At 65.4% G+C, this 21,825-nt stretch carries 17 protein-coding genes; 15 read left to right on the forward strand and 2 right to left on the reverse strand.

What is annotated here, in order from left to right; genetic code table 11:
- Positions 1-298 precede the first annotated feature (298 nt).
- The gene (locus tag AC6H34_RS12895; protein WP_448149587.1) at positions 299-1,210 is read left to right on the forward strand and encodes an FAD binding domain-containing protein; all 912 of its coding nucleotides are present in this window, start codon (positions 299-301) and stop codon (positions 1,208-1,210) included.
- Between the two features lie 8 nt (positions 1,211-1,218).
- On the opposite strand, the gene AC6H34_RS12900 is transcribed toward AC6H34_RS12895, so the two are convergent.
- A complete protein-coding gene (locus AC6H34_RS12900) occupies positions 1,219-2,235 on the reverse strand; it encodes a LysR family transcriptional regulator (RefSeq protein WP_497539062.1) in 1,017 nt (338 codons plus the stop codon).
- 351 nt (positions 2,236-2,586) lie between these two features.
- Between AC6H34_RS12900 and AC6H34_RS12905 the strand changes: the two genes are divergently transcribed.
- The 7 genes from AC6H34_RS12905 (at position 2,587) to glnT (ending at position 13,030) form a co-directional block, all read left to right on the forward strand.
- Entirely contained in the window at positions 2,587-3,426 is an 840-nt protein-coding gene (locus AC6H34_RS12905) for an FAD binding domain-containing protein (protein WP_448149585.1), read from the forward strand.
- Complete coding sequence (locus AC6H34_RS12910) at positions 3,423-6,197, forward strand: molybdopterin-dependent oxidoreductase (RefSeq protein ID WP_497539063.1); 2,775 nt, start codon at positions 3,423-3,425, stop codon at positions 6,195-6,197. Before AC6H34_RS12905 ends, AC6H34_RS12910 begins: the two co-directional genes overlap by 4 nt.
- Positions 6,198-6,234: 37 nt before the next feature.
- Positions 6,235-8,199, forward strand: coding sequence for a solute carrier family 23 protein (locus AC6H34_RS12915; RefSeq protein ID WP_497539064.1), 1,965 nt, complete (start codon positions 6,235-6,237; stop codon positions 8,197-8,199).
- Between the two features lie 225 nt (positions 8,200-8,424).
- On the forward strand, positions 8,425-9,321 hold the full coding sequence (locus tag AC6H34_RS12920; protein WP_497539065.1) for a class II glutamine amidotransferase: 897 nt from the start codon (positions 8,425-8,427) through the stop codon (positions 9,319-9,321).
- Positions 9,322-9,324: 3 nt separating this feature from the next.
- The gene (locus tag AC6H34_RS12925) at positions 9,325-10,053 is read left to right on the forward strand and encodes a protein GlxC (RefSeq protein WP_497539066.1); all 729 of its coding nucleotides are present in this window, start codon (positions 9,325-9,327) and stop codon (positions 10,051-10,053) included.
- 92 nt (positions 10,054-10,145) lie between these two features.
- Positions 10,146-11,471, forward strand: coding sequence for an FMN-binding glutamate synthase family protein (locus tag AC6H34_RS12930; protein WP_448149580.1), 1,326 nt, complete (start codon positions 10,146-10,148; stop codon positions 11,469-11,471).
- 251 nt (positions 11,472-11,722) lie between these two features.
- Positions 11,723-13,030 carry a type III glutamate--ammonia ligase gene (glnT, locus tag AC6H34_RS12935; RefSeq protein ID WP_497539067.1) on the forward strand — a complete coding sequence of 436 codons (1,308 nt, stop codon included), beginning with the start codon at positions 11,723-11,725 and terminating at the stop codon, positions 13,028-13,030.
- Positions 13,031-13,051: 21 nt separating this feature from the next.
- Here the strand turns inward: glnT and AC6H34_RS12940 are convergent, their stop codons facing one another.
- A complete protein-coding gene (locus tag AC6H34_RS12940) occupies positions 13,052-14,287 on the reverse strand; it encodes an acyl-CoA dehydrogenase family protein (RefSeq protein WP_497539068.1) in 1,236 nt (411 codons plus the stop codon).
- 204 nt (positions 14,288-14,491) lie between these two features.
- Here AC6H34_RS12940 and AC6H34_RS12945 point away from each other — a divergent pair, with 204 nt between their 5' ends.
- The 7 genes from AC6H34_RS12945 (at position 14,492) to AC6H34_RS12975 (ending at position 21,824) form a co-directional block, all read left to right on the forward strand.
- A complete protein-coding gene (locus tag AC6H34_RS12945; protein ID WP_448149577.1) occupies positions 14,492-15,916 on the forward strand; it encodes an LLM class flavin-dependent oxidoreductase in 1,425 nt (474 codons plus the stop codon).
- A 5-nt stretch (positions 15,917-15,921) separates the two neighbouring features.
- A complete protein-coding gene (locus AC6H34_RS12950) occupies positions 15,922-16,692 on the forward strand; it encodes an ABC transporter ATP-binding protein (protein WP_448149576.1) in 771 nt (256 codons plus the stop codon).
- Between the two features lie 8 nt (positions 16,693-16,700).
- Entirely contained in the window at positions 16,701-17,582 is an 882-nt protein-coding gene (locus AC6H34_RS12955; protein WP_448149575.1) for a branched-chain amino acid ABC transporter permease, read from the forward strand.
- 3 nt (positions 17,583-17,585) lie between these two features.
- Positions 17,586-18,650, forward strand: a complete 1,065-nt coding sequence (locus AC6H34_RS12960) for a branched-chain amino acid ABC transporter permease (protein WP_448149574.1) — start codon at positions 17,586-17,588, stop codon at positions 18,648-18,650.
- 114 nt (positions 18,651-18,764) lie between these two features.
- Entirely contained in the window at positions 18,765-20,108 is a 1,344-nt protein-coding gene (locus AC6H34_RS12965; protein WP_497539069.1) for an ABC transporter substrate-binding protein, read from the forward strand.
- An 88-nt stretch (positions 20,109-20,196) separates the two neighbouring features.
- Complete coding sequence (locus AC6H34_RS12970) at positions 20,197-20,973, forward strand: ABC transporter ATP-binding protein (RefSeq protein ID WP_448149572.1); 777 nt, start codon at positions 20,197-20,199, stop codon at positions 20,971-20,973.
- 89 nt (positions 20,974-21,062) lie between these two features.
- The gene (locus AC6H34_RS12975; protein ID WP_448149571.1) at positions 21,063-21,824 is read left to right on the forward strand and encodes a FadR/GntR family transcriptional regulator; all 762 of its coding nucleotides are present in this window, start codon (positions 21,063-21,065) and stop codon (positions 21,822-21,824) included.
- Position 21,825: the final 1 nt, after the last annotated feature.

The raw sequence follows: 21,825 nt of genomic DNA on the forward strand, positions 1-21,825 counted from the left end.
ATGCCGGTTCGGCAGCGACGCGCTCTGCAATCGGAAATATCGTCCTTCTGGATTTCTGATATGAAGCCGGCATCCCAAGGCGGTGTTTGCCTACCGTTCCGCCGCCGACGTCTCGAGTTGCGTTCCCTCGTAACGGTCCGTGGCGACTGCCGCGGAGTCTTGCTCTTGTGCTGGAGGAATTGATGTCGTTTGTCGTCTTACTGACGGCAGTCGGGTTGACTGTCGGTACTGCTGGGACTGCCATGAGTGGCCCGCGACGCTGCGCGGTGCTTGCGGCTGGGCGGCCGGAGCTGCCGTCATGAAACTGGGCACCGTATCGAAGGCCGTCCGCCCAGTGGACCGCATGGCCCTCACCGTGATCGCCAGGCGCGCCAGAAAATCGGATGCGTGGCTTGCCGGCGGGACCGGCTTGTTTCTCCGGTCCCAGCCCCAGATTCGCCGGCTGGTCGACCTGCTCGGCATGAACTGGGATCCCCTGTCTGCAGGGCCGCATGGGCTCACCATATCCGCGACCTGCAATCTGGGCACCCTCGCAGCCTTCAAGGCACCCGCGTCCTGGCAGGCCGCACCGTTGATCGGCCGCTGCTGCGGTGCCTTTCCGGCCGGGTTCACGAACTGGCGAAGCGCGACCGTGGGCGGCAATCTGTGCATGGCGCTGCCGTCGGGACCGATGATCGCGCTCTGCGCGGCGCTGGAAGGTATCTGCACGGTCTGGACACCGGCCGGCGGCGAGCGGCGCCTTTCGGTACCGGATTTCGTGCGGGGGCCCGGCCTGCCTGCACTCCGGGCGGGTGAGGTGCTGCGATCGATAAGACTTCCCGCCGAAGCGCTGGAGCGGCCGGTCGCGTTCCGTCGTCTGGCGCTCCAGACCGGTGGAAGCTCCGATGCGCTCTTGATCGGCACGGTGTCGAAGGAGGGAGACCTCACCCTGACCGTGACCGGCTCGACCCGTCGCCCGCTGCAGTTCGACTTCGAAGGCCTGCCCAGTGAAACCCTGCTCAAGCAGCGGCTGGTGGAGGACATACCCGTCGAGTTCTATCACGCCGAACGGTGCGGCCGGGAACGCTGCCAGCTCATCACCCTTGAACTGGCCGCCGGGATCTGCCGCGAACTGCAGGCGAACCTGGTGCCGCGTGTCATCATGCCGGCCGCGTTCGATGCATCGTCGTTCGCTTTCACCGGGCTCCCCGAGGGCGTCGTCCTGCACTGAGACGCCGCTCAAACCGCGCCGGGCAGTTCGAGTGTCTCGAAATGCTGCCTGGCGTGTTCGTAGAAGACCGCCGGCGCAAACTGCAGATTGCCGGCGGCCCGGACCATCAGCCCGAAGCGATTGGTGGGCAGGCCCGGCTCATCGAGGGAGCGGAACACGAGTTCGCCACGCTGGATCTCGCTGTGGGCGCCGATCGGCGTCATGATCGAAACGTGATGCCCGATCAGCGCCAGCTCGACCAGCATGCGGATGGAATCCACCTCGACGAAGGGAGGGGGTGCGGTTGTCGTGCGTTGCAGGAATGGCTCGATCACCTCGCGGATCGAGATTTCCGGCTTGCCCACCGCTATGTTTGAGGCAAGGCAGGCCGCCAATGTGACGGTGGGGGCCGTAGCCAGAGGGTGATCTGGCCGCATGACCGCGCCGATGCGCACGTCGCGTCGCACGGCGACTTCTATTCCGCGCAGCCGGCCGGCAATGAAGCCCAGGCCGATGTCGGCCTGTTCATCGGCGATCCGGTCTATCACGTCAGCCGAGGAGGTCACGGAAACGTCGAGGCGCAGGCGAGGATAACGCTGGCCGAAATCATCGATAAGCCGTGGCAGGAACGAGAGTCCCACGCTCTCCGCAGCCGCGACACGCACGGTCCCCGTCCTCAGGCCGCGCAGCATGTCGAGTTCGGAGACCGCGGCCTCCAGCGGCGCGACGAGGCGACGGGCGTGGCGGAAGAGGATCTCGCCGGCCGGCGAGAGCTTGATGCGCCGTCCCTCTCGCTGGAAGAGTTCCATGCCCAGCGCATCCTCCAGCCCCGAAATCTGCCGCGTGACGGCCGACGATGCGACGTTGAGGCGCCGCGCCGTCTCCCGTACCGAAAGATATTGAGCCACGGCGTTGAAATAGATCAGCGAGGGCTGGTGGAAGACGCGCGCCAGCAAGGCAGGAGAGAGGGCGCTCTCGCGCGGGCGTACCAATGTGGCAGCCCTGGGACTTTCGGGACTTTCGTCGCTGCCGATAGGTAAGGTCATGGTCCTAATTAAGCACACTCCGCCACGGCCGCACAGGACGGTGCACGGAATACCCTGCTCTTGATCGCTGCTTTTTCGGCAGCGCATCGTTCTGGATTCGGAAATATCGCACCGCACAAATCGCGCTAAGCTCCTGGCGTCGAATGAGAGGCGGGCGTCATAAACGCCTCCGCGGCATCCAGGAAAAAATGAGTTTCATCCGTAGGGCACGCCCGCTCGCCACGACCGGCGGAGCCTTGCCTTCCGGAAGAGAGGGGAAGTTCGATGTCGCTGCTCCGGCGAGATGGTGACGGGAAGGCGCGTGGATTCGCCCGGGCGATCCGCGTCCTGGCGGGAGAGTGAGATTCGGCCATGGATCTCAACTCCATCACCGTGGCGGAACGACCGGCGAGCCGCGAGGGCCTGATGGCGCTTGCGAGGAATGCCGGCTCCGCGGATGCCTGGCTGGCTGGCGGAACCTGGCTGTTCTCCGAACCGCAGCCGACGCTTGCCCGCCTGATCGACCTGTCCGGCCTCGGCTGGGAGCCGCTGGTGATGCACGAAGGCGGCCTGTCCATTTCCGCCACCTGCACTGTCGCCACGCTCGCCGGCTTCGTGGCACCATCCGAATGGCGGGCGGCCTCCCTCATCGGCCTGTGCTGCAGATCCTTCCTCGCCTCCTTCAAGATCTGGAACATGGCGACCGTCGGGGGGAACCTCTGCATGTCGCTACCCGCCGGGCCGATGATCTCGCTCTGTGCCGCGCTGGATGGCACCTGCGTGATCTGGACGCCGAAGGGCGATGAACGACGGCTGCCGGTCGTCGATTTCGTGCGCGGCCCAAGGCTGCCTGCGCTGGAGCCCGGAGAGATCCTGCGCTCGATCGAAATTCCGTCGGCGGCCTTCCGGGCACGCGCCGCATTCCGGCGGGCCTCGCTGACCCAGCTCGGCCGCTCCGGTGTGCTCGTCATCGGCACGCTTAGGGAAGACGGAGCCTTCGCGCTGACGGTGACCGCCGCAACGCGGATGCCGATCCGTCTCGCTTTTTCCGCCTTGCCGGACGAAGGAATGCTTCGGGACGCGGTCGCCGCCGGCATACCCCTCGCCCTCTATTATGACGACATGCACGGCCGTCCGGATTGGCGGCGCCAGGTCACGTTCGACTTCGCCGAGCAGATTCGTCGTGAACTCGCCGAGGGGAGGGCCGCATGAGCTTTCTCGTCAACGGCATCGAGCAGGAAGCTACCCCTCGCCCCGGGCAGTGCCTGCGTACGTTCCTGCGCGAACTCGGCTGGTTCGGGGTGAAGAAGGGCTGCGATGCCGGCGACTGCGGCGCCTGCACCGTGCATCTCGACGGCAAGCCGGTGCATAGCTGCCTGGTGCCGGCCTTCCGGGCGGAGGGGCGCGCGGTCACCACCATCGAGGGGCTGTCGTGCCCGGGCCAGTTGCATCCCACCCAGCAGGCCTTCCTCGATGCCCAGGGATTCCAGTGCGGCTTCTGCACGGCCGGCATGATCATGACGGCGGCCTGCCTCTCGGCAGAGCAGAAGCAGAATCTGCCCGATGCGCTGAAAGGCAATCTGTGCCGCTGCACCGGCTATCGCGCCATTGCCGATGCCGTCGGCGGCGTGCGCCATGTCGACGAACGCCCGCAGGGTGTCGGCAGCAACACGCCGGCGCCCGCCGGACCGGCGGTGGTGACCGGAAAGGCGCGCTATACGATGGACGTGGCGGTGGATGGTCTCCTCCACATGAAGATCCTGCGCTCGCCCCATGCCCATGCCCGCATCCTCGACATCGAGTTCAGCGCCGCCCTGGCGTCCCCTGGGGTCCGGGCTGTGCTGACCCATCGCGACGCGCCTCACCGCCATTTCTCGACCGCCAGGCACGACAATCCGCTCGACGATGTCGACGACACGCTGGTGCTCGATCCGATCATCCGCTTCGCCGGCCAGCGCGTCGCTGCGGTGGTGGCGGACACCGAGGCGATGGCGGAGCGGGCGCTCGGGCTGATCGAGGTGCGATACGAAGTCTTGACGGCGGTGTTCGACCCCGAGGAGGCGATGGCGGAGAGGGCGCCTGTCCTGCATCCCAAGGGAGCGGAGTCGCGCATCCACGATCCGACCCGCAACATAGTGGCCGAACTGCACGGCGGGATCGGCGACGTCGAGGAGGGTTTCGCGGCTGCCGATCGCGTGCACAGCGGAACCTATGTCAGCCAGCGCATCCAGCATGCGCATCTGGAGACGCATGGCTGCATCGGCTGGCTGGGCGAGGATGGACGTATCCATATCCGCACCAGCTCGCAGACACCCTTCCTGACCCGGGACGCCCTGTGCACCCTCTTCGACATGCCGCGCGAGAAGGTGCGCGTCTTCAGCGAACGGGTCGGCGGCGGCTTCGGCGGCAAGCAGGAGATGCTCACCGAGGATATCGTGATGCTGGCCGTGCTTCGCACCGGCCGGCCGGTGAAGCTGGAGTTCACGCGGTCCGAACAGTTCTCCGCCTCCACCAGCCGCCATCCGATGCGTGTCAAGGTCAGGATCGGAGCCCGTCGGGACGGCACGCTGACCGCGATCGAGTTGCGCATCGTGTCCAATACCGGCGCCTACGGAAACCATGCGGGCGGCGTGCTCTTCCATGCCGGGAACGAGTCGATCGCGCTCTATCGCTGCCCCAACAAGAAGGTCGACGGCTATGCCGTCTACACGAACACGCTGCCGAGCGGCGCCTTCCGCGGGTATGGCCTGAGCCAGACCAACTTCGCGGTGGAATCCGCCATGGACGAACTGGCCAGGGGCCTGGGTATCGATCCCGTCGTCCTGCGGCGCCTGAACATGGTTCGCCCGGGCGACCCCCTGGTCGCTGCCGATGATCATCCCCATGACGTCGAGTTCGGCAGCTATGGTCTGGATCAGTGCCTGGACGGGGTGGAGACGGGCCTCAATGCCTCGGCGAAACCCGACCTCGGACCGGACTGGCTGGTGGGGCGCGGCCTCGCGGCGGGCATGATCGATACCATTCCTCCCCGCGGCCACCACGCCCATGCCAGGGTGAGGCTCCTGGCCGGCGGCGACTACGAACTTCTCGTCGGCACCGCCGAATTCGGCAACGGCACCACGACGGTACATGCGCAGATCGCCGCCACCATGCTGTGTACGACGCCGGAGCGAATCCGCATCAGGCAATCGGACACCGACCATGTCAGCCACGACACCGGCGCCTATGGCAGCACCGGCACCGTGGTGGCGGGCGAGGCGACGCGCGCGGCCTGTGCCAGGCTCGGTGCGGATCTCATTGCTCTCGCCGCAGAGTTGACGGGCGGGGATGCCGGCGCGGGCCACCTGGAGGCCGGGCATGTCCGCGTCGGCAATCACGTGGTCGGCCTGGCTTCGCTGGAAGAGGCCGCCCGGCGTCAGGGAAGCCGACTGGAGGCGGAGGGGCGCAGCGGCGGCACGCCCCGCTCGATCGCCTTCAACGTCCAGGGTTTCGAGGTTGCCGTTCATCGCCGTCACGGCGAGATCCGCATCCTGCGCAGCATCCACGCAGCCGACGCCGGCACGGTGATCAACCCGATGCAATGCCGTGGCCAGGTCGAAGGCGGCGTCGCACAGGCCATCGGCGCGGCCCTCTACGAACATATGGATTTCGACGAGGAAGGCCGGGTCTCCAACCCGACTTTCCGCGGCTATCACATTCCATCCTTCGCCGACATTCCCCGCACCGAGGTTCTGTTCGCGCGGACCACGGATCGCATCGGCCCGCTCGGAGCCAAGTCGATGAGCGAGAGCCCGTTCAACCCCGTCGCCGCCGCCCTGGCGAATGCCATACGGGACGCCACGGGAGTGCGCCTGCAGGAAACGCCCTTCGCGGCCGATCGGCTCTATCGCGCCGTGATGGACCATGACGCCGGCACCGCCCGCCCGAGGGGGCGGCCGGTGCCGGCCATGCAGACAAAGGCGGCGGAGACCGCCCCAGCCTGACCGACCAGAAGATATGTGATCTACAAGGGGATCTTTCATGACTGTCATTGCCGATACCGATCTTGGCGGGAAAGCGGTGCCGCCGGCCCGCTCCGCCAAGGTGCACCCGGTTGACGAGGTTCTGCCGCTGCCGAAGCTGGCTGCCTACGGGTTCCAGCACGTGCTGGCGTTCTATGCCGGTGCGGTTCTGGTGCCGATCATCGTGGCGGGTGCGTTGAAGCTCTCGCCGGAGCAACTGATCCACCTGATCAACGCCGACCTGTTCACCTGCGGCATCGCCTCGATCATCCAGGCTGTGGGCTTCGGCAATGTCGGCGTGCGCCTGCCGCTGCTGCAGGGCGTCACCTTCACCGCGGTCTCGCCGATGATCGCCATCGGCCTCGCCGCCACCGGCGGCGCCGGCGGCACCCCGGGCCTGCTCGCCATCTACGGCTCGGTCATCGTGGCCGGCGTCTTCACCTTCCTCGCCGCCTCCTACTTCGCCAGGCTGACGCGCTTCTTCCCGCCCGTGGTCACCGGCTCGGTGATCCTGATCATCGGCGTGGCGCTGCTGCCGGTCGCCGCCAACGACATCGTGCTGGGCCAGAGCCCGATGGCGATCCAGAACCCGGTGATGCTCAAGAACCTGGCCTATGCCTTCGGCACGCTCGGGCTGATCGTCATGATCCAGCGCGTCTTCACCGGCTTCATGCAGACGGTGGCGGTGCTGATCGGCCTGGTCGCCGGCACCGTGGTCGCCTGGCTGCTGGGCGATGCCCATTTCGGCGAGGTCGCCACCGCAAACTGGGTGGGCTACACCTCCCCCTTCTACTTCGGCTGGCCGACCTTCTCCTTCACCGCCATCCTGTCGATGATCGTGGTGATGGTCATCACCATGGTGGAGACCACCGGCGACGTCTACGCCACCGGCGAGATCGTCAAGAAGCGCATCCGGCCCGAGGATATCGGCCGGGCCATCCGGGCCGACGGCATCGCCACCTTCATCGGCGGCGTGCTGAACTCCTTCCCCTATACCTGCTTTGCCGAGAATGTCGGGCTGGTGCGCCTCACCCAGGTCAAGAGCCGCTGGGTGATCGTGGCCGCCGGCATCATCATGATCGTCCTGGGCTCGCTGCCCAAGGCGGCGGCCATCGTCGCCGGCATTCCGCTGCCGGTCCTGGGCGGGGCGGCGCTCGCCATGTTCGCGGCGGTGGCCGTGGTCGGCATCCAGACGCTGAGCAAGGTCGACTTCAACAACCATGCCAACATCGTCATCGTCTCCACCAGCGTGGGCCTGGGCATGCTGGTGACGGCCCAGCCCTATGTCGCCAACGCCTTCCCGGACTGGGTCCAGATCATCTTCGGCTCGGGCATCACCCTGGGTGCCCTCGCCGCCATCCTCCTCAACATCCTCTTCAACCATGTCGGCGGAAGCCACAACGTGACGGTGGCGGGCCGGCCGGACGACAACCCGGTGAGCCTGGCGGACGTGAACGAGATGTCGCCGGCTGAATTCGCGAAGACCTTCGGCGGCCTGGTCGAGAATACGCCCTGGGTGCTGGAGCGGGCCTATGCACTGCGGCCCTTCGCCGACACCATCGCCCTGCGCTCGGCCTTCCACGATGCCCTGCTCACCGGCTCCGCCGAGGAGCAGCTCCAGCTCATGAACTCCTTCGCGGATCTCGGCAGCGAAGGCGATGCCGGCAATGCCTATGTCCTTGACCACGTCAATGCCGGCCTCGACGGTCTGGACAGCGAGGAGCAGAACCATGTCCTGGAACTCGCGACCGCCTACCGCAAACATTTCGGCTTCCCGCTCATCGTGTGCGCCCGTGAGGTGGAGCGTTATGAGCGGGTGCTGGCGAATGGCTGGTCGCGCATGGCCAACTCGCCGGGCGTGGAGCGTGCGTCCGGGCTGATCGAGATCGCCAAGATCGCGAATTATCGCTTTGACGAATTGGTGGCCAACGCCAATCCGATCGCTTCGGCCCATGTCGAGCGCTTCGTGAAGCAGGCTGCGTGAGAAAAGAGAGCGCGGCAGCTGCTCGCCGCCGCGCCTCCCGGTCTCGGGCCTGCATCTATCGCCGGCTTCCCGCTGGGGGGGGGCAGCTCGATCCGGACGAACATCGGCGCGAGAACGCCCTCAGCCACAAATTATTCCTCACAGGAAAAATTTGTTCAGAACGGTTGATGGCGCCGGGGGAACTTGCTAGCCTCAGTGAAATTAGTTGCACTGAGGATCCACGCCATGTGTGGCATTGTCGGCCTTTTTCTCAAGGACAAGAGTCTGGAACCCCAATTGGGGGCGCTCCTGTCCGGTATGCTCAACACCATGTGCGACCGCGGTCCGGATTCGGCGGGCTTCGCGATCTACGGCGCACCCGAGGCCGGCAAGGCCAAGATCACCGTGCAGTCCGCCAGCCCGGCCTCGGATTTCGAGGGCCTGGCAGATGCCGTCGGCAATGCGATCGGCGAGGGCGTTTCGCTCAAGCCCAAAGACACCCATGCGGTTCTGAGCGTGCCCGCCGAGAGGGCCGATGCGGCGCGCGAGGCCATCCGCGCGCTTCGGCCCTCGGTCCGCATCATGGGCTCCGGGGAAGCGATCGAGATCTACAAGGAGGTGGGCTATCCCACCGAGGTCGCCAGGCGCTTTGCCCTCGCCGAGATGACCGGAAGCCACGGCATCGGCCACACCCGCATGGCGACCGAATCGGCCGTGACCACGCTTGGCGCCCATCCTTTCTCCACGGGCGCCGATGAGTGCCTCGTTCACAACGGCTCGCTCTCCAACCACAACAATCTTCGCCGCGAGCTCAAATATGACGGCATGAGCTTCGAGACGGAGAACGACTCCGAGGTCGCCGCCGCCTATCTGACCTGGCGCATGAACCAGGGGCTCAACCTCGGCGAGGCGATGGAGAAGGGGTTGGGCGACCTCGACGGCTTCTACACCTTCGTCGTCGGCACCAAGGACGGGTTCGGAGTCGTGCGCGATCCAGTCGCGTGCAAGCCCGCCGTCCTGGCCGAGACGGATCAGTATGTCGCCTTCGGTTCCGAATATCGTGCTCTGGTGAACCTGCCCGGTATCGAGGATGCCAAGGTGTGGGAACCCGAGCCCGCCACCGTCTATTTCTGGGAGCGCTGAGGCATGGACCAACTGGCAACGAAGGCCGAAAGCGTGAAGACGGATACAGAGAAGGTCGATCTCGGCAAGACGCCGCTGCGCGAACTGAACCAGGCGCTGCACGCCCTAAAGGCGGGGACCAACGCCACCGTGTGGGAAGTCAGCAATCCCAAGGGTTCGCATGCCGTCGCGGTGGGCGTCGACGCGCCGGTCCGCGTCGAGATCAAGGGAAGCGTTGGCTATTACTGCGCCGGCATGAACAAGGATGCGACCATCGTCGTGCATGGCTCGGCCGGTCCGGGCTGTGCCGAGAACATGATGTCCGGCGAAGTCCGCATCAAGGGCGATGCCAGCCAGTATGCCGGTGCCACCGGCAAGGGTGGCCTCTTGGTGATCGAGGGCAATGCCTCCTCGCGCTGCGGCATCTCGATGAAGGGCATCGATATTGTCGTGCGCGGCAATATCGGACACATGTCGGCCTTCATGGCCCAGTCGGGCAATCTCGTGGTCTGCGGCGATGCCGGGGACGCGCTGGGAGATTCGATCTACGAGGCGCGTCTCTTCGTGCGCGGCAAGGTGAAGAGCCTTGGCGCGGATTGCATCGAGAAGGAAATGCGGCCCGAGCATATCGAGATCCTCGAAGGCCTGCTCGCGAAGGCGGGCTTCGACGACGTCAAGCCGGGCGAATTCAAGCGCTACGGTTCGGCTCGCAAGCTCTACAATTTCAACATCGACAATGCGGATGCGTATTGACGTCTGGGACAGCGGGCTTCCAGCCCGCTTCTTCCTGAAGCGTCGTCGTTTGCAAGAGCAGGCCTGGAGCCTGCGATCCCAGGGATCCCCACATGAGCTACCACAACCCGCCGACCGTCCCGCGTAAATCCGCGACCTTCGACGACTATACCCTCTCGGAGATCCGCCGGGCGGCCACCACGGGGATCTATGACATCCGCGGCGGCGGGGCCAAGCGCAAGGTGCCGCATTTCGACGACCTGCTCTTCCTCGGCGCCTCCATCTCGCGCTATCCGCTTGAAGGCTATCGCGAGAAATGCGCCACCAACGTCGTGCTCGGCTCGCGCTTCGCCAGGAAGCCGATCGAGCTGAAGATTCCGATCACCATTGCCGGCATGAGCTTCGGTTCGCTCTCCGGCCGTGCCAAGGAAGCACTGGGGCGCGGCGCCACCATCGCCGGGACCTCGACGACCACCGGCGACGGCGGCATGACGCCGGAGGAACGCGGGCAGTCGCAAACGCTCGTCTACCAGTATCTGCCCTCGCGCTACGGCATGAACCCGGACGACCTGCGCAAGGCCGATGCCATCGAGGTGGTGGTCGGTCAGGGCGCCAAGCCGGGCGGCGGCGGCATGCTGCTGGGCCAGAAGATCTCCGACCGTGTCGCCCAGATGCGCACCCTGCCCAAGGGCATCGACCAGCGCTCGGCCTGCCGCCATCCCGACTGGACGGGTCCGGACGATCTCGAGATCAAGATCCTGGAACTGCGCGAGATCACGGACTGGGAAAAGCCCATCTATGTGAAGGTCGGCGGTGCCCGTCCCTATTACGACGTCGCTCTCGCGGTGAAGTCGGGCGCGGACGTCGTGGTTCTCGACGGCATGCAGGGCGGTACGGCGGCGACGCAGGAGGTGTTCATCGAGCATGTGGGCCAGCCCACGCTCGCCTGCATTCGCCCGGCCGTACAGGCGCTTCAGGACCTCGGCATGCATCGCAAGGTGCAACTCATCGTCTCGGGCGGCATCCGCAACGGCGCCGATGTGGCGAAGGCTCTGGCTCTCGGCGCCGATGCCGTCTCCATCGGCACGGCGGCGCTGGTGGCGCTCGGCGACAACGATCCCATCCATGAGGAAGAGTACCGTGCGCTGGGCACGACGGCCGGCGCCTACGACGACTGGCACGAAGGCAGGGATCCGGCGGGCATCACCACCCAGGATCCCGCCCTGATGGAGCGCCTCGATCCGGTCAAGGCCGGGCGCCGCCTCGCCAATTACCTCAAGGTGATGACGCTCGAGGCACAGACCATCGCGCGGGCCTGCGGCAAGAACCATGTCCATAACCTGGAGCCAGAGGACCTCTGCGCCCTCACCATCGAGGCCGCCGCCATGGCCCGTGTGCCGCTTGCGGGCACGAACTGGATCCCGGGACAGGGGTTCTGAGTGTGGCTGGGCGAGTGCAGCCTGGGAACGGGCACGCCCGGGAGCGTGACGGGAATTCAGGTCGCCCTGCTTGCCCGCGCTTGCGCCAAACCGAATCGCCGGGACGACCCCGGCGATGACGAAAGGTCGAGGTTCCCCGGTTTTCCCGGCGAGGCCCTGCGGACCGGCACTTTTTTTGCATAGTCCAATTTACAAAGATGCCGGTCCCAAGACCGGTACACCAGACCATCCAGACATCGGGAATTGACAGTATGACGCAGGATCTGGCGACGCTCGCCAAGGAAAAGGGCATCCGCTATTTCATGATCTCCTATACGGACCTCTTCGGCGCCCAGCGTGCCAAGCTGGTTCCGGCGGCGGCGATCGCGGATATGCAGAAGGACGGCGCCGGCTTCGCCGGTTTCGCAACCTGGCTCGACATGACGCCTGCCCATCCCGACCTCTTCGCCGTGCCCGACGCCTCCGCCGTGGTGCAACTGCCCTGGAAGAAGGACGTCGCCTGGGTCGCCGCCGATTGCGTGATGGAAGAGCGGCATGTCGACCAGGCCCCACGCGTGGTTCTCAAGAACATCATGGCGAGCGCAGCCAAGGAGGGCCTCTATGTGAAGACCGGCGTCGAGGCCGAGTTCTTCCTCATCGACGCCGACGGCGGCGCCATCTCCGATGCCAAGGACAATGCCGCCAAGCCCTGCTACGACCAGCAGGCGCTGATGCGCCGGTACGACGTCATCGCCGAGATCTGCGACTACATGCTCGAGCTGGGCTGGGGGCCCTACCAGAACGACCACGAGGACGCCAACGGCCAGTTCGAGATGAACTGGAACTTCGACGACAGCCTCGTCACCGCCGACCGCCACTCTTTCTTCAAGTTCATGGTCAAGTCCGTGGCCGAGAAGCATGGCCTGCGCGCCACCTTCATGCCGAAGCCTTTCCCGGGCCTGACGGGTTCGGGATGCCATGCTCACATCTCGGTGTGGGACAAGGCGGGCAAGACCAACATGTTCTACGACGCCAAGGACGAGATGGGCCTCTCGCCGCAGGGCTACCACTTCCTCGGCGGCATCATGAAGCACGCGGAGTCGCTGGCCGCCATCACCAACCCGACCGTCAATTCCTACAAGAGAATCAACGCCCCGCGCACCGTGTCGGGCGCGACATGGTCGCCCAACTCGGTGACGTGGACCGGCAACAACCGGACCCATATGGTGCGCGTGCCGGGCAAGGGCCGCTTCGAATTGCGCCTGCCGGACGGAGCCGCCAACCCCTATCTCCTGCAGGCCGTGATCATTGCCGCCGGCCTTGATGGCATCCACGCCAAGGCCGATCCCGGCAAGCGCTACGACATCGACATGTACCAGCACGGCCATACCGTGAAGGGCGCGCCCAAGCTGCCGCTGAACCTGTTGGACGCGCTGCGCGCCTTCGACAAGGACAAGTCGCTCAAGGCTGCCCTGGGCGAAGCCTTTTCCTCCTCCTATCTCAAGCTCAAGCATCAGGAGTGGAACAGCTACACCCAGCACTTCACCCAGTGGGAGCGCGACAACACGCTTGACGTGTGAGCGTGAGGCGCGTCTGCCTCCTTACGCCTGGCCGATGCGCCACTGGTAGGGAGGCGGCGTGCCGTTGACCGCGAAGTCGCCGACGATCCTGTCCTTGTAGATGCGGGGATTGTGGGAGGAGAGGGTGCGGGCGTTGCGCCAGTAGCGATCGAGGGCGCTGGTGCGCAGGGTCGCCGAGGCGCCGAGCGCGTCGAAGAGCAGGGTGGAGGCGTCGAGGATAAGGTTGGTCACGACGGTCTGGGCCTGTGCCACTTCGAGCTCCGCGAGCGCGTTGGCCTTTTCCTCGGCAGCCGCGTCGCCGCCAAAGCGGGCGTCGAAGGCGCGCTGCAACGCCTCGGCCACCTTGAGCACGATCGCGCCTGACGAATAGGCCGCACCACGCACGCGCCCGACGATCTGCAGCACCTGCGCGTCCTCGGCGGGGCGCGGGGCAGGGGCATTCGAATAGCTGCGGCGCCTTGCTTTCACGGCCTGTGCGACGTCGTCGCTCGCAGCGCGCCCGATGCCGGCCAGAGTCGCGAGATGGACGAGCTGGTAGAAGGCGGCAGAATATTTGAAGCGGTCGTCGTCGATCACGAGATCCTCCACGTCCACCGGCGCGTCTGCAAAGGTGGTCGTGCCGCTCGCGGTGAGGATCTGGCCGAAACCGTCCCAGTCGTCGATGATATTGACCCCCGGCGCATGGCGAGCGACCACGGCTGAAATCGAGGAGCCGTCCTCGCCACTGGCGCCGATATCGATCCAGTCGGCGAACAGGGACCCGGTCGTATAGAACTTGGCGCCGGTGACATGCGCCTTGTCGTCCCGACGCTTCACCACGGTGGAGAAGGCAGCCTGCTTGGCCTCGCCGATTTCGGTCCAGGCGCTGCCTGCGATTTCTCCCCGGGCAAGGCGGGGCAGCCAGCGGGCACGGCGGCTTGCCGAATGTGAATTGACGATGTCCTCCGTGAAGCCGAAATGCGCGCGCAGGGCCTGCGTGACATTGGAATCGGCCTGCGAGAGCTCGGCCAGCAGGGCGAAGAGCTGCGGCAGGCTGGCACCGAATCCGCCGCTTTCGACCGGTACGCGCAGGGCACCGAAGCGCACCTCCTTGAGCCAGGCAATCGGCTCGTGCGGCAGGGTCCGGTTGAGTTCGCGCGTGATGGCTCCCTCGCGAATCCGGGCGAAAACGGGCCTGAAATGGCTGGCCAGCTCTTCGTAGTTGTCGCCGGGCCCGCTGCCCCACGCTGCGTCCACCGTCGATTGCGCCTGCGTCATCGTATTGATTCTCTTTGCTTTTGTGGAAAGTTTTCGCTCGAGCCCATGGTTCGGCGAGGAGCCTCGTCGGCCTCCTTCAGTCCATTTTCTATATATTTTATATAAAAATACTAGACATTTAAAATCGGGCAAGTTTTCATGGGTGCATTCAGCGCGGCCACCCCGTGGGCGCGCCGCTCATCATTTACAGTTTGGAGATCGGGAATGGCCCGCCAGATTCGTTTCAATGCCTTCGACATGAACTGCGTCGGGCACCAGTCGCCGGGCCTGTGGGCTCATCCCCGCGACAAATCCTGGAAGTACAAGGATCTCGACTACTGGCAGGATCTGGCACGCACCCTGGAGCGCGGTATCTTCGACGGCATCTTCATCGCCGACGTCGTGGGCTATTACGACGTGTACAAGGGCTCCAACCATCACGCCATTCATCAGGCCGCGCAGATTCCCGTCAACGATCCGCTGCAGCTTGCCGCCCCGATCGCGCTCGCGACCGAGCATCTGGGCATCGGCATCACCGCCTCGACCTCATTCGAGCACCCCTACACGTTCGCCCGCCGTCTCGCGACCGCCGACCACCACACCAAGGGCCGCGTGGGATGGAACATCGTCACGTCCTATCTCGAAAGCGGTGCCAAGAACGTCAGCCAGGGCGGCCTCCGCCAGCACAACAACCGCTACGAGGTCGCTTCCGAATATGTGGAGGTCCTCTACAAGCTGCTGGAGGGCTCGTGGGAGGAAGGAGCGGTGCTGCGCGATCGCGAGCGCCGCATCTTCACCGATCCCTCCAAGGTCCATGAGATCGGCCACCAGGGCAAGTATTTCGAGGTGCCGGGCTACCAGCTCACCGAGCCCTCGCCGCAGCGCACCCCGGTGCTCTACCAGGCCGGCGCCTCGGGGCCGGGCAAGGCCTTTGCCGCCGCCCACGCCGAATGCGTCTTCGTGGCCGCACCGACCAAGTCGCTGCTGAAGGCCTATGTGGCCGATATCCGTCGCCAGGCCGCCGCAGCCGGCCGCGATCCCCGCAAGATCTTCATCTACAACCTCACCACCGTCATCGTGGACGAGACCGACGCCAAGGCACAGGCCAAGTTCAAGGACTACCAGTCTTACGTTTCCTATGACGGATCGCTGGTGTTCCTCTCCGGCTGGAGCGGGATCGATTTCGGGCAATATGCCCCCACCGATCCGATCAGGAAGGTGGAGACGAATGCCATCATCTCGGTGGTCGAACATTTCGCCGGCGAGGACAAGACCTGGACCATGGAGGAACTGGCACGCTGGGGCGGCATCGGCGGCCTCGGACCGGTCTTCGTCGGTTCCGCCTCGACGGTTGCCGATATTCTCCAGGAATGGGCGGAGGAGACCGATGTCGATGGCTTCAACCTGGCCTATGCCGTAACCCCGGAGAGCTTCGAGGATGCCGTCGGCTACCTCGTTCCCGAACTCCAGCGTCGCGAGGCCTACCCCACCGCCTACAAGCCTGGCACGCTGCGTGAAAAGCTCTTCGGCGAAGGACCCTATCTGCCGCATAACCATCCCGCCAATGCCTATCGCGACATCGAGGCTGTGAAGCGCCGCGAGGCGGCCGAACGCGAGGCCGGTGTCTCCCGCCTCGCCACGGGCCGGTAGAACCAATGCCGGCGCCGCTGCTCCAGCTCCACGATGTCTCGCTGTCCTTCAAGGGCATCAGCGCGTTGAATCGCCTCAGTTTCGATGTAGCCGAAGGCGAGATCTGTGCGCTGATCGGGCCGAACGGCGCCGGCAAGAGTTCGCTGCTGAACGTGATCAACGGCGTCTATCGCGCCAATGATGGCGATGTCGTCTTCGACGGCACGCGCTTCGAGGCGATCCACCCCTACAAGGCGGCGCATCTCGGCATCGGGCGCACCTTCCAGCACAACGCCCTGTTCGACCGGCTAACCGTGCTCGAAAACGTCCTGGCTGGCCTCGCCCGTCATGGCCGCGCGACCTTCCTGGAGAACATCTTCCGGGTTGGCCGCGATACTGCCGAACGCCGAAGCTTTGAGGCGCGTGCCCGCGAGATCCTCGCCTTTCTGGACCTGGAGCGCCATGCGGGCAGCGTCGTGTCGACGCTGTCCTATGGCCTGCAAAAGCGGGTGGATCTCGCCCGGGCGCTGGTGGCGCAACCCAAGCTCCTGCTGCTCGACGAGCCGATGGCCGGCATGAACCAGGACGAGAAGCAGGAAATGAGCCGGCTCATCGCCGAGGTGAACGCCAAACTGCGCACGACCATCGTGCTGATCGAGCACGATGTCGGCATCGTCATGGGCCTCGCCCATCATGTCGTCGTGCTCGACTATGGCCGCAAGGTCGGCGACGGGCCGCCCGACGAGGTCCGCACCAATCCCGACGTCATCGCCGCCTATCTCGGCACGGTTCACTGAGGCTGTCCATGAGCTTCTTCCTCGAAACACTGATCAGCGGATTGCTAGCGGGCGTGATGTATTCGCTCGTCGCCATCGGCTTCGTGCTGATCTACAAGGCATCGGGCGTGTTCAACTTCGCGCAGGGCGCCATGCTGCTCTTCGCCTCGCTCACCTTCGTGACCCTGGTCGAGCACGATATCTCCTTCTGGCTCGCGCTCGCCGCCACCGTGCTGGTGATGATCTTCGGAGCCGTGCTGATCGAGCGGCTGGTGCTGCGCCCCCTCGTCAACCGCGATGCGTTGACCCTGTTCATGGCCACGCTCGGCCTGAGCTTCGTGATCGAGGGGCTTGCCCAGCTCCTGATGGGATCCGACGTCCACATGCTCGACCTCGGCATCGACGACATCCCTCTTGCCATCGGCGGCCTCTCCATCAGCCAGTTCGACCTTTTCGCCTCCGGCAGCGCTCTTGCCATCGTGGTGCTGCTCTCCATCCTGTTCGACCGCACCAGAATGGGTATCTCGCTCAGGGCTGTCGCCGACGACACGCTGGCCGCGCAGTCCATCGGCATCCGCCTGCCCGTGATCTGGCGCATCGTGTGGAGCGTGGCGGGCATCGTGGCGCTGGTGGCGGGCCTCGTGTGGGGTGCGCGCCAGGGCGTGCAGTTCTCGCTCTCGCTGGTGACGCTGAAGGCCCTGCCGGTGCTGATCATCGGCGGCTTTTCCTCCGTGCCCGGTGCGATCGTCGGCGGGCTCCTGGTCGGCGCAACCGAGGCGCTCGCCGACATCTATATCGGCCCGCTCGTGCAGGGCAGCGTTTCCACCTGGTTCGCCTACATCCTCGCCGTCGCTTTCCTGCTCATCCGTCCGGCAGGGCTGTTCGGCGATCGCGCCATCGAAAGGGTCTAGCCGATGTCGTTCGTTTCCCAGCGCTCCGAGGGTGCCGTGCTGGCGCGAGGCGGCAGCTTCAGTCCGCGCCTGCTCGCCATCGCCGTCGGGCTTGCCGTCGCCTTCGGCGTCGTGCCCCTCTTCGCCAGCGACTATTGGCTCTCTTCCATTATCATCCCGACCATCGTCATGGGCGTGGCCGGCATCGGCCTCAATCTGCTCATGGGCTATACGGGCCTCGTTTCCCTCGGCACCGCGGCGTTCATGTCGGTCGGTGCCTTCGCCAGCTACAATCTCCTGCTGCGCGTTCCCGCGCTGCCGCTGCCGGCCGTGCTTGTCCTGGCCGGCCTGATCGCCGCCGCCGCCGGCGTGGTGTTCGGACTGCCGAGCCTTCGCATCAAGGGGTTCTACCTCGGCGCCTCGACTCTGGGTGCCCAGTTCTTCTTCGAGTGGCTGTTCACCAACTACAACTGGTTTTCGAACGGCAGCCAGTCGCTGACGATCTCCGCTCCGCGCCTGGAGATCTTCGGCCACGATCTTTCATCCGCCACGGGCCGCTATCTCTTCGTGGCCGGCACCGCGGCCGTGCTGGTTGCCTTCGCCTTTGCCGTCGTGCGCAGCCGCGTCGGCCGCGAATGGATGGCGATACGTGACATGGACACCGCGGCGGCGGTGATCGGCATCCATGTCCCCAGCCGCAAGCTGCTCGCCTATGGGATCAGCTCCTTCGTCTGCGGCATTGCCGGTGCGCTCTGGTCCTTCGGCTATCTCGGCACCTCGGATGCGCACACCTTCGATCTCGACAAGTCCTTCCAGGTGCTGTTCATCGTGCTGATCGGCGGCACCGCGACGATCTGGGGCAACTTCCTCGGCGCCGCCTTTATCGTGCTGATGCCGATAGCGCTCGACCGCATCGCCCCCTTTACCGGTCTCGGCTTCCTCGCGGACCAGGGAGCGCTGTCCAATATCCAGCACATCATCTTCGGCGCGATCATCATCCTGCTTCTGATCAAGGAGCCTGACGGCCTCAGCCATCTCATCGTTCGGCTGCGGCAGGTGCTCTTCCGCCGCCGTGCCGCGCGGGCCTGATCCCGCTTCCCGAAAAGCCGACCTGACCCGTGGGCCGTGCCCGCGGACGGGCGAACCATGCCCGGAATCCCTCTTCAAATCCAAGCAAGCCAAGCAGCAACGGAGACGAACCTCATGCCTTCCACCCTCATAAAGGCCCTGGCGCTTGCCGCCGGGATCGGCCTGGCCGGGCTTTCCGCCTCGGCCCCGGCCCTCGCCCAGGACCACAAGGGCGAGCAGCTTTACCCGCTCTTCACCTACCGCACCGGCCCCTATGCGCCCTCGTTCATTCCCTTCGGCGCCGGCAACCGCGACTACCTCACCTATATCAACGAGGTGGAGGGCGGGGTCGACGGCGTGAAGATCCTCATCCAGGAATGCGAGACGGCCTATGAGATCGAACGCGGCATCGAATGCTACGAGCGCTACAAGAACGGCTATGACGGTGCCTTGACAGCCGCGATCTATCCGCACTCCTCCGGTCTCGATGTGGCGCTGACCGACAAGGCGCGCGTCGACAAGGTGCCGATCGTCTCTCCCGGCGGCGGGCAGAACATCGCCACCGACGGGCGCGTGTTCCCCTATCAATATCCGCTGGTCTTCGACTACTGGAGCGAGGCCCAGATCATCGTGGATTTCATCGCCCAGAAGGCGGGCGGATATGACAAGCTCAAGGGCCTGAAGATCGCCACGCTCTATCACGACTCCGGCTATGGCCGCGACACCATCGAGCCACTCGGCATCCTCTCCAAGAAATACGGCTTCACCGATATCCAGATCCCGGTTCCCCATCCCGGCGAACAGCAACAGGCGCAGTGGCAGCAGATCCGCAGTGCCGGCGCCGACTGGGTGTTCCTGCGCGGCTGGGGCGTGATGACCCCGGTGGCGATCAAGACGGCCGCCCGCGTCGGCTTCCCCGCCGACCACATCATCGGCGATATCTGGAGCGGCTCGGAAGATGACGCCCGTCCGGCGGGCGGCGTCGCCAAGGGCTATCTCGCCGTCTCGGTATTCCCGCCCGGAACCGACTACGGCATCCTGAAGACCCTGAAGGAGAAGATCGTCGATGCCGGCAAGAGCGACCTCAAGGACAAGAGCAAATTCGGCACGGTCTACTACAATTACGGGGTGATCGAGGCGATCACCTTCGTCGAGGCGCTGCGTGTCGGGCACAAGAAGTTCGGCAATCGTCCGCTGACGGCCGAGGAAGGCCGCTGGGCCCTGGAGAATCTGAACATCGACGACAAGCGCATCGCCGAGTTGGGGGCGCAGGGCCTGATCTCCCCGTTGAAGACTTCGCCCGACAACCACAAGGGCGAGACCATCGCCGCCAAGATCATCCAGTGGGACGGCTCCAAGTGGAACACGCTGACCGACTGGATCAAGGCGGACGCCTCGCTCTTTGCCGACACCATCCGCGCAAAGGCGGCCGCCTACGCGCAGGAGAAGGGCATCACCCCGGCGACGCAGACGAACTGACACCGGGACGGCAGGTATGACGTCGAGCCTTCCCCGCCTGACGGGGAAGGCGAGGCTGCTTCCAACGTCCCCTCGAAGGATCTGTCCCATGAGCGCTCCATCCTCCCTTCCGCAAACGGCTCCCTTCCTCGCAGTCGCAGGCATCGAGGTGCATTACGGCCAGGCCATCCTGGCGGTGCGCGATGTCTCGCTGACCGTCGAGGAAGGACAGGTCGTGGCCCTTCTCGGGGCGAACGGCGCGGGCAAATCCACCACCCTCAAGGCCATCTCGAACCTGCTCGGGCCCGAGCGCGGCGCGGTGAGCCGCGGCACCATCACCTGGCGGGGCGAGGCGGTGAGCCGGCTGTCGCCGTCCGCGCTCGTGGGCAAGGGCGTGGTGCAGGTGCTGGAGGGCAGGCATTGCTTCCAGCAGCTCACCGTGGAGGAGAACCTTCTGTCCGGCGCCTTCCTGCGCCGGCCGGGACGTCGCCAGCTAGCGGAGGATATCGAGCGGATCTATGCCTGGTTCCCGCGCCTCAAGCTGAAGCGCCGAACCAAGGCCGGACTGACGTCCGGCGGCGAGCAGCAGATGACCGCGATCGGCCGCGCGTTGATGACACGGCCGCGCCTCATGCTGCTCGACGAGCCGTCCATGGGACTGGCGCCGATCGTGGTGCAGGAGATCTTCGAGATCATCCGCACGCTCAATCGCGACAGCGGCGTCAGCTTCCTGATCGCCGAGCAGAACGCCAATCTCGCGCTGAAATACGCCGATGTCGGCTACGTGCTCGAAACCGGCCGGGTCGCCATGTCCGGGCCGGCGGCGGAGCTTGCATCGCGCGGCGATGTCAAGGCGTTCTATCTCGGTGAGGCATCACCCAAATAGGGATCGCCGGGTCCCTTGACAGGTCAGACAAATCTTGCCCTAACTGGTCTGCTGGTTGGGCCAGTTGATCAGATTGCAAACTTCGCCGCATGTCCGTGCAGAGTGCCTTTTCGGTGTTCGAACGCGTGCCTGAACTGCGCCATGGCGTCGTTCGGCGCAATGTGCGCGAACTCGTCGCCGACAAGATCGCCTCGCTCATCGCGGCCGGAATTCTCCAGGTTTCCGACACCCTGCCCAGCGAGCGCCACCTGGCCGTTGCGCTTCAGGTCAGCCGCGAGACGGTGCGCGGGGCCATGCAGCTCCTGGCCGGGCGCGGCATCATCGGCATTTCGCATGGCACGCGCACGCGCGTCCTGAGCGCGGATGTCGGTCCGGTCGTACTCGGCATGCATGAGCCGAGGATCATCAACAGCTACGACATCGAAGCTATCCAGGCGGCCCGGCTCCTCGTGGAGCAGCCGGTTGTCGCGGATGCCGCCCGCCGGATCGACGACGCCACGCTGGCCATGCTGGAGGCTTCTCTGGAGGCCCAGCGCGAGTCCGTCGGAGACCCCGTGCGCTTCTTGATCTGCGACCGCGAGTTCCACGTCGCGATCTACCGCTCTTGCGGCAACGACCTGCTCGCCGATTTCGTCATCGACCTCTATCTCTATGCCATGCCGCATCGCCGCAAGGCCGTGTCGCGGCCTGGGGCCATCGCCCTGAGCTGCCAGGACCATGCCGCGATCCTGGCCGGCCTTCGGGCCCATGACGCGGAGGCCGTGGTCGCGGCCTTCGGCATTCATCTCGATCGCATCTATGCCACGACCCGCTCGATCCTCGAGGAGGAGGCGGCGGGCGCGGACGGATAGA

Source organism: Labrys sp. ALF-8 (assembly GCF_059699065.1).

What these genes read in the sequence shown, in the direction of transcription:
- AC6H34_RS12900 (WP_497539062.1), bottom strand. Translation starts at nt 2,235, where the DNA reads ATGACCTTACCTATCGGCAGCGACGAAAGTCCCGAAAGTCCCAGGGCT.
- AC6H34_RS12910 (WP_497539063.1), top strand. Translation starts at nt 3,423, where the DNA reads ATGAGCTTTCTCGTCAACGGCATCGAGCAGGAAGCTACCCCTCGCCCC.
- AC6H34_RS12970 (WP_448149572.1), top strand. Translation starts at nt 20,197, where the DNA reads ATGAGCGCTCCATCCTCCCTTCCGCAAACGGCTCCCTTCCTCGCAGTC.
- AC6H34_RS12925 (WP_497539066.1), top strand. Translation starts at nt 9,325, where the DNA reads ATGGACCAACTGGCAACGAAGGCCGAAAGCGTGAAGACGGATACAGAG.
- AC6H34_RS12945 (WP_448149577.1), top strand. Translation starts at nt 14,492, where the DNA reads ATGGCCCGCCAGATTCGTTTCAATGCCTTCGACATGAACTGCGTCGGG.
- AC6H34_RS12965 (WP_497539069.1), top strand. Translation starts at nt 18,765, where the DNA reads ATGCCTTCCACCCTCATAAAGGCCCTGGCGCTTGCCGCCGGGATCGGC.
- AC6H34_RS12915 (WP_497539064.1), top strand. Translation starts at nt 6,235, where the DNA reads ATGACTGTCATTGCCGATACCGATCTTGGCGGGAAAGCGGTGCCGCCG.
- AC6H34_RS12905 (WP_448149585.1), top strand. Translation starts at nt 2,587, where the DNA reads ATGGATCTCAACTCCATCACCGTGGCGGAACGACCGGCGAGCCGCGAG.
- AC6H34_RS12960 (WP_448149574.1), top strand. Translation starts at nt 17,586, where the DNA reads ATGTCGTTCGTTTCCCAGCGCTCCGAGGGTGCCGTGCTGGCGCGAGGC.
- AC6H34_RS12920 (WP_497539065.1), top strand. Translation starts at nt 8,425, where the DNA reads ATGTGTGGCATTGTCGGCCTTTTTCTCAAGGACAAGAGTCTGGAACCC.
- AC6H34_RS12930 (WP_448149580.1), top strand. Translation starts at nt 10,146, where the DNA reads ATGAGCTACCACAACCCGCCGACCGTCCCGCGTAAATCCGCGACCTTC.
- AC6H34_RS12975 (WP_448149571.1), top strand. Translation starts at nt 21,063, where the DNA reads ATGTCCGTGCAGAGTGCCTTTTCGGTGTTCGAACGCGTGCCTGAACTG.
- AC6H34_RS12895 (WP_448149587.1), top strand. Translation starts at nt 299, where the DNA reads ATGAAACTGGGCACCGTATCGAAGGCCGTCCGCCCAGTGGACCGCATG.
- AC6H34_RS12955 (WP_448149575.1), top strand. Translation starts at nt 16,701, where the DNA reads ATGAGCTTCTTCCTCGAAACACTGATCAGCGGATTGCTAGCGGGCGTG.
- AC6H34_RS12950 (WP_448149576.1), top strand. Translation starts at nt 15,922, where the DNA reads ATGCCGGCGCCGCTGCTCCAGCTCCACGATGTCTCGCTGTCCTTCAAG.
- glnT (WP_497539067.1), top strand. Translation starts at nt 11,723, where the DNA reads ATGACGCAGGATCTGGCGACGCTCGCCAAGGAAAAGGGCATCCGCTAT.
- AC6H34_RS12940 (WP_497539068.1), bottom strand. Translation starts at nt 14,287, where the DNA reads ATGACGCAGGCGCAATCGACGGTGGACGCAGCGTGGGGCAGCGGGCCC.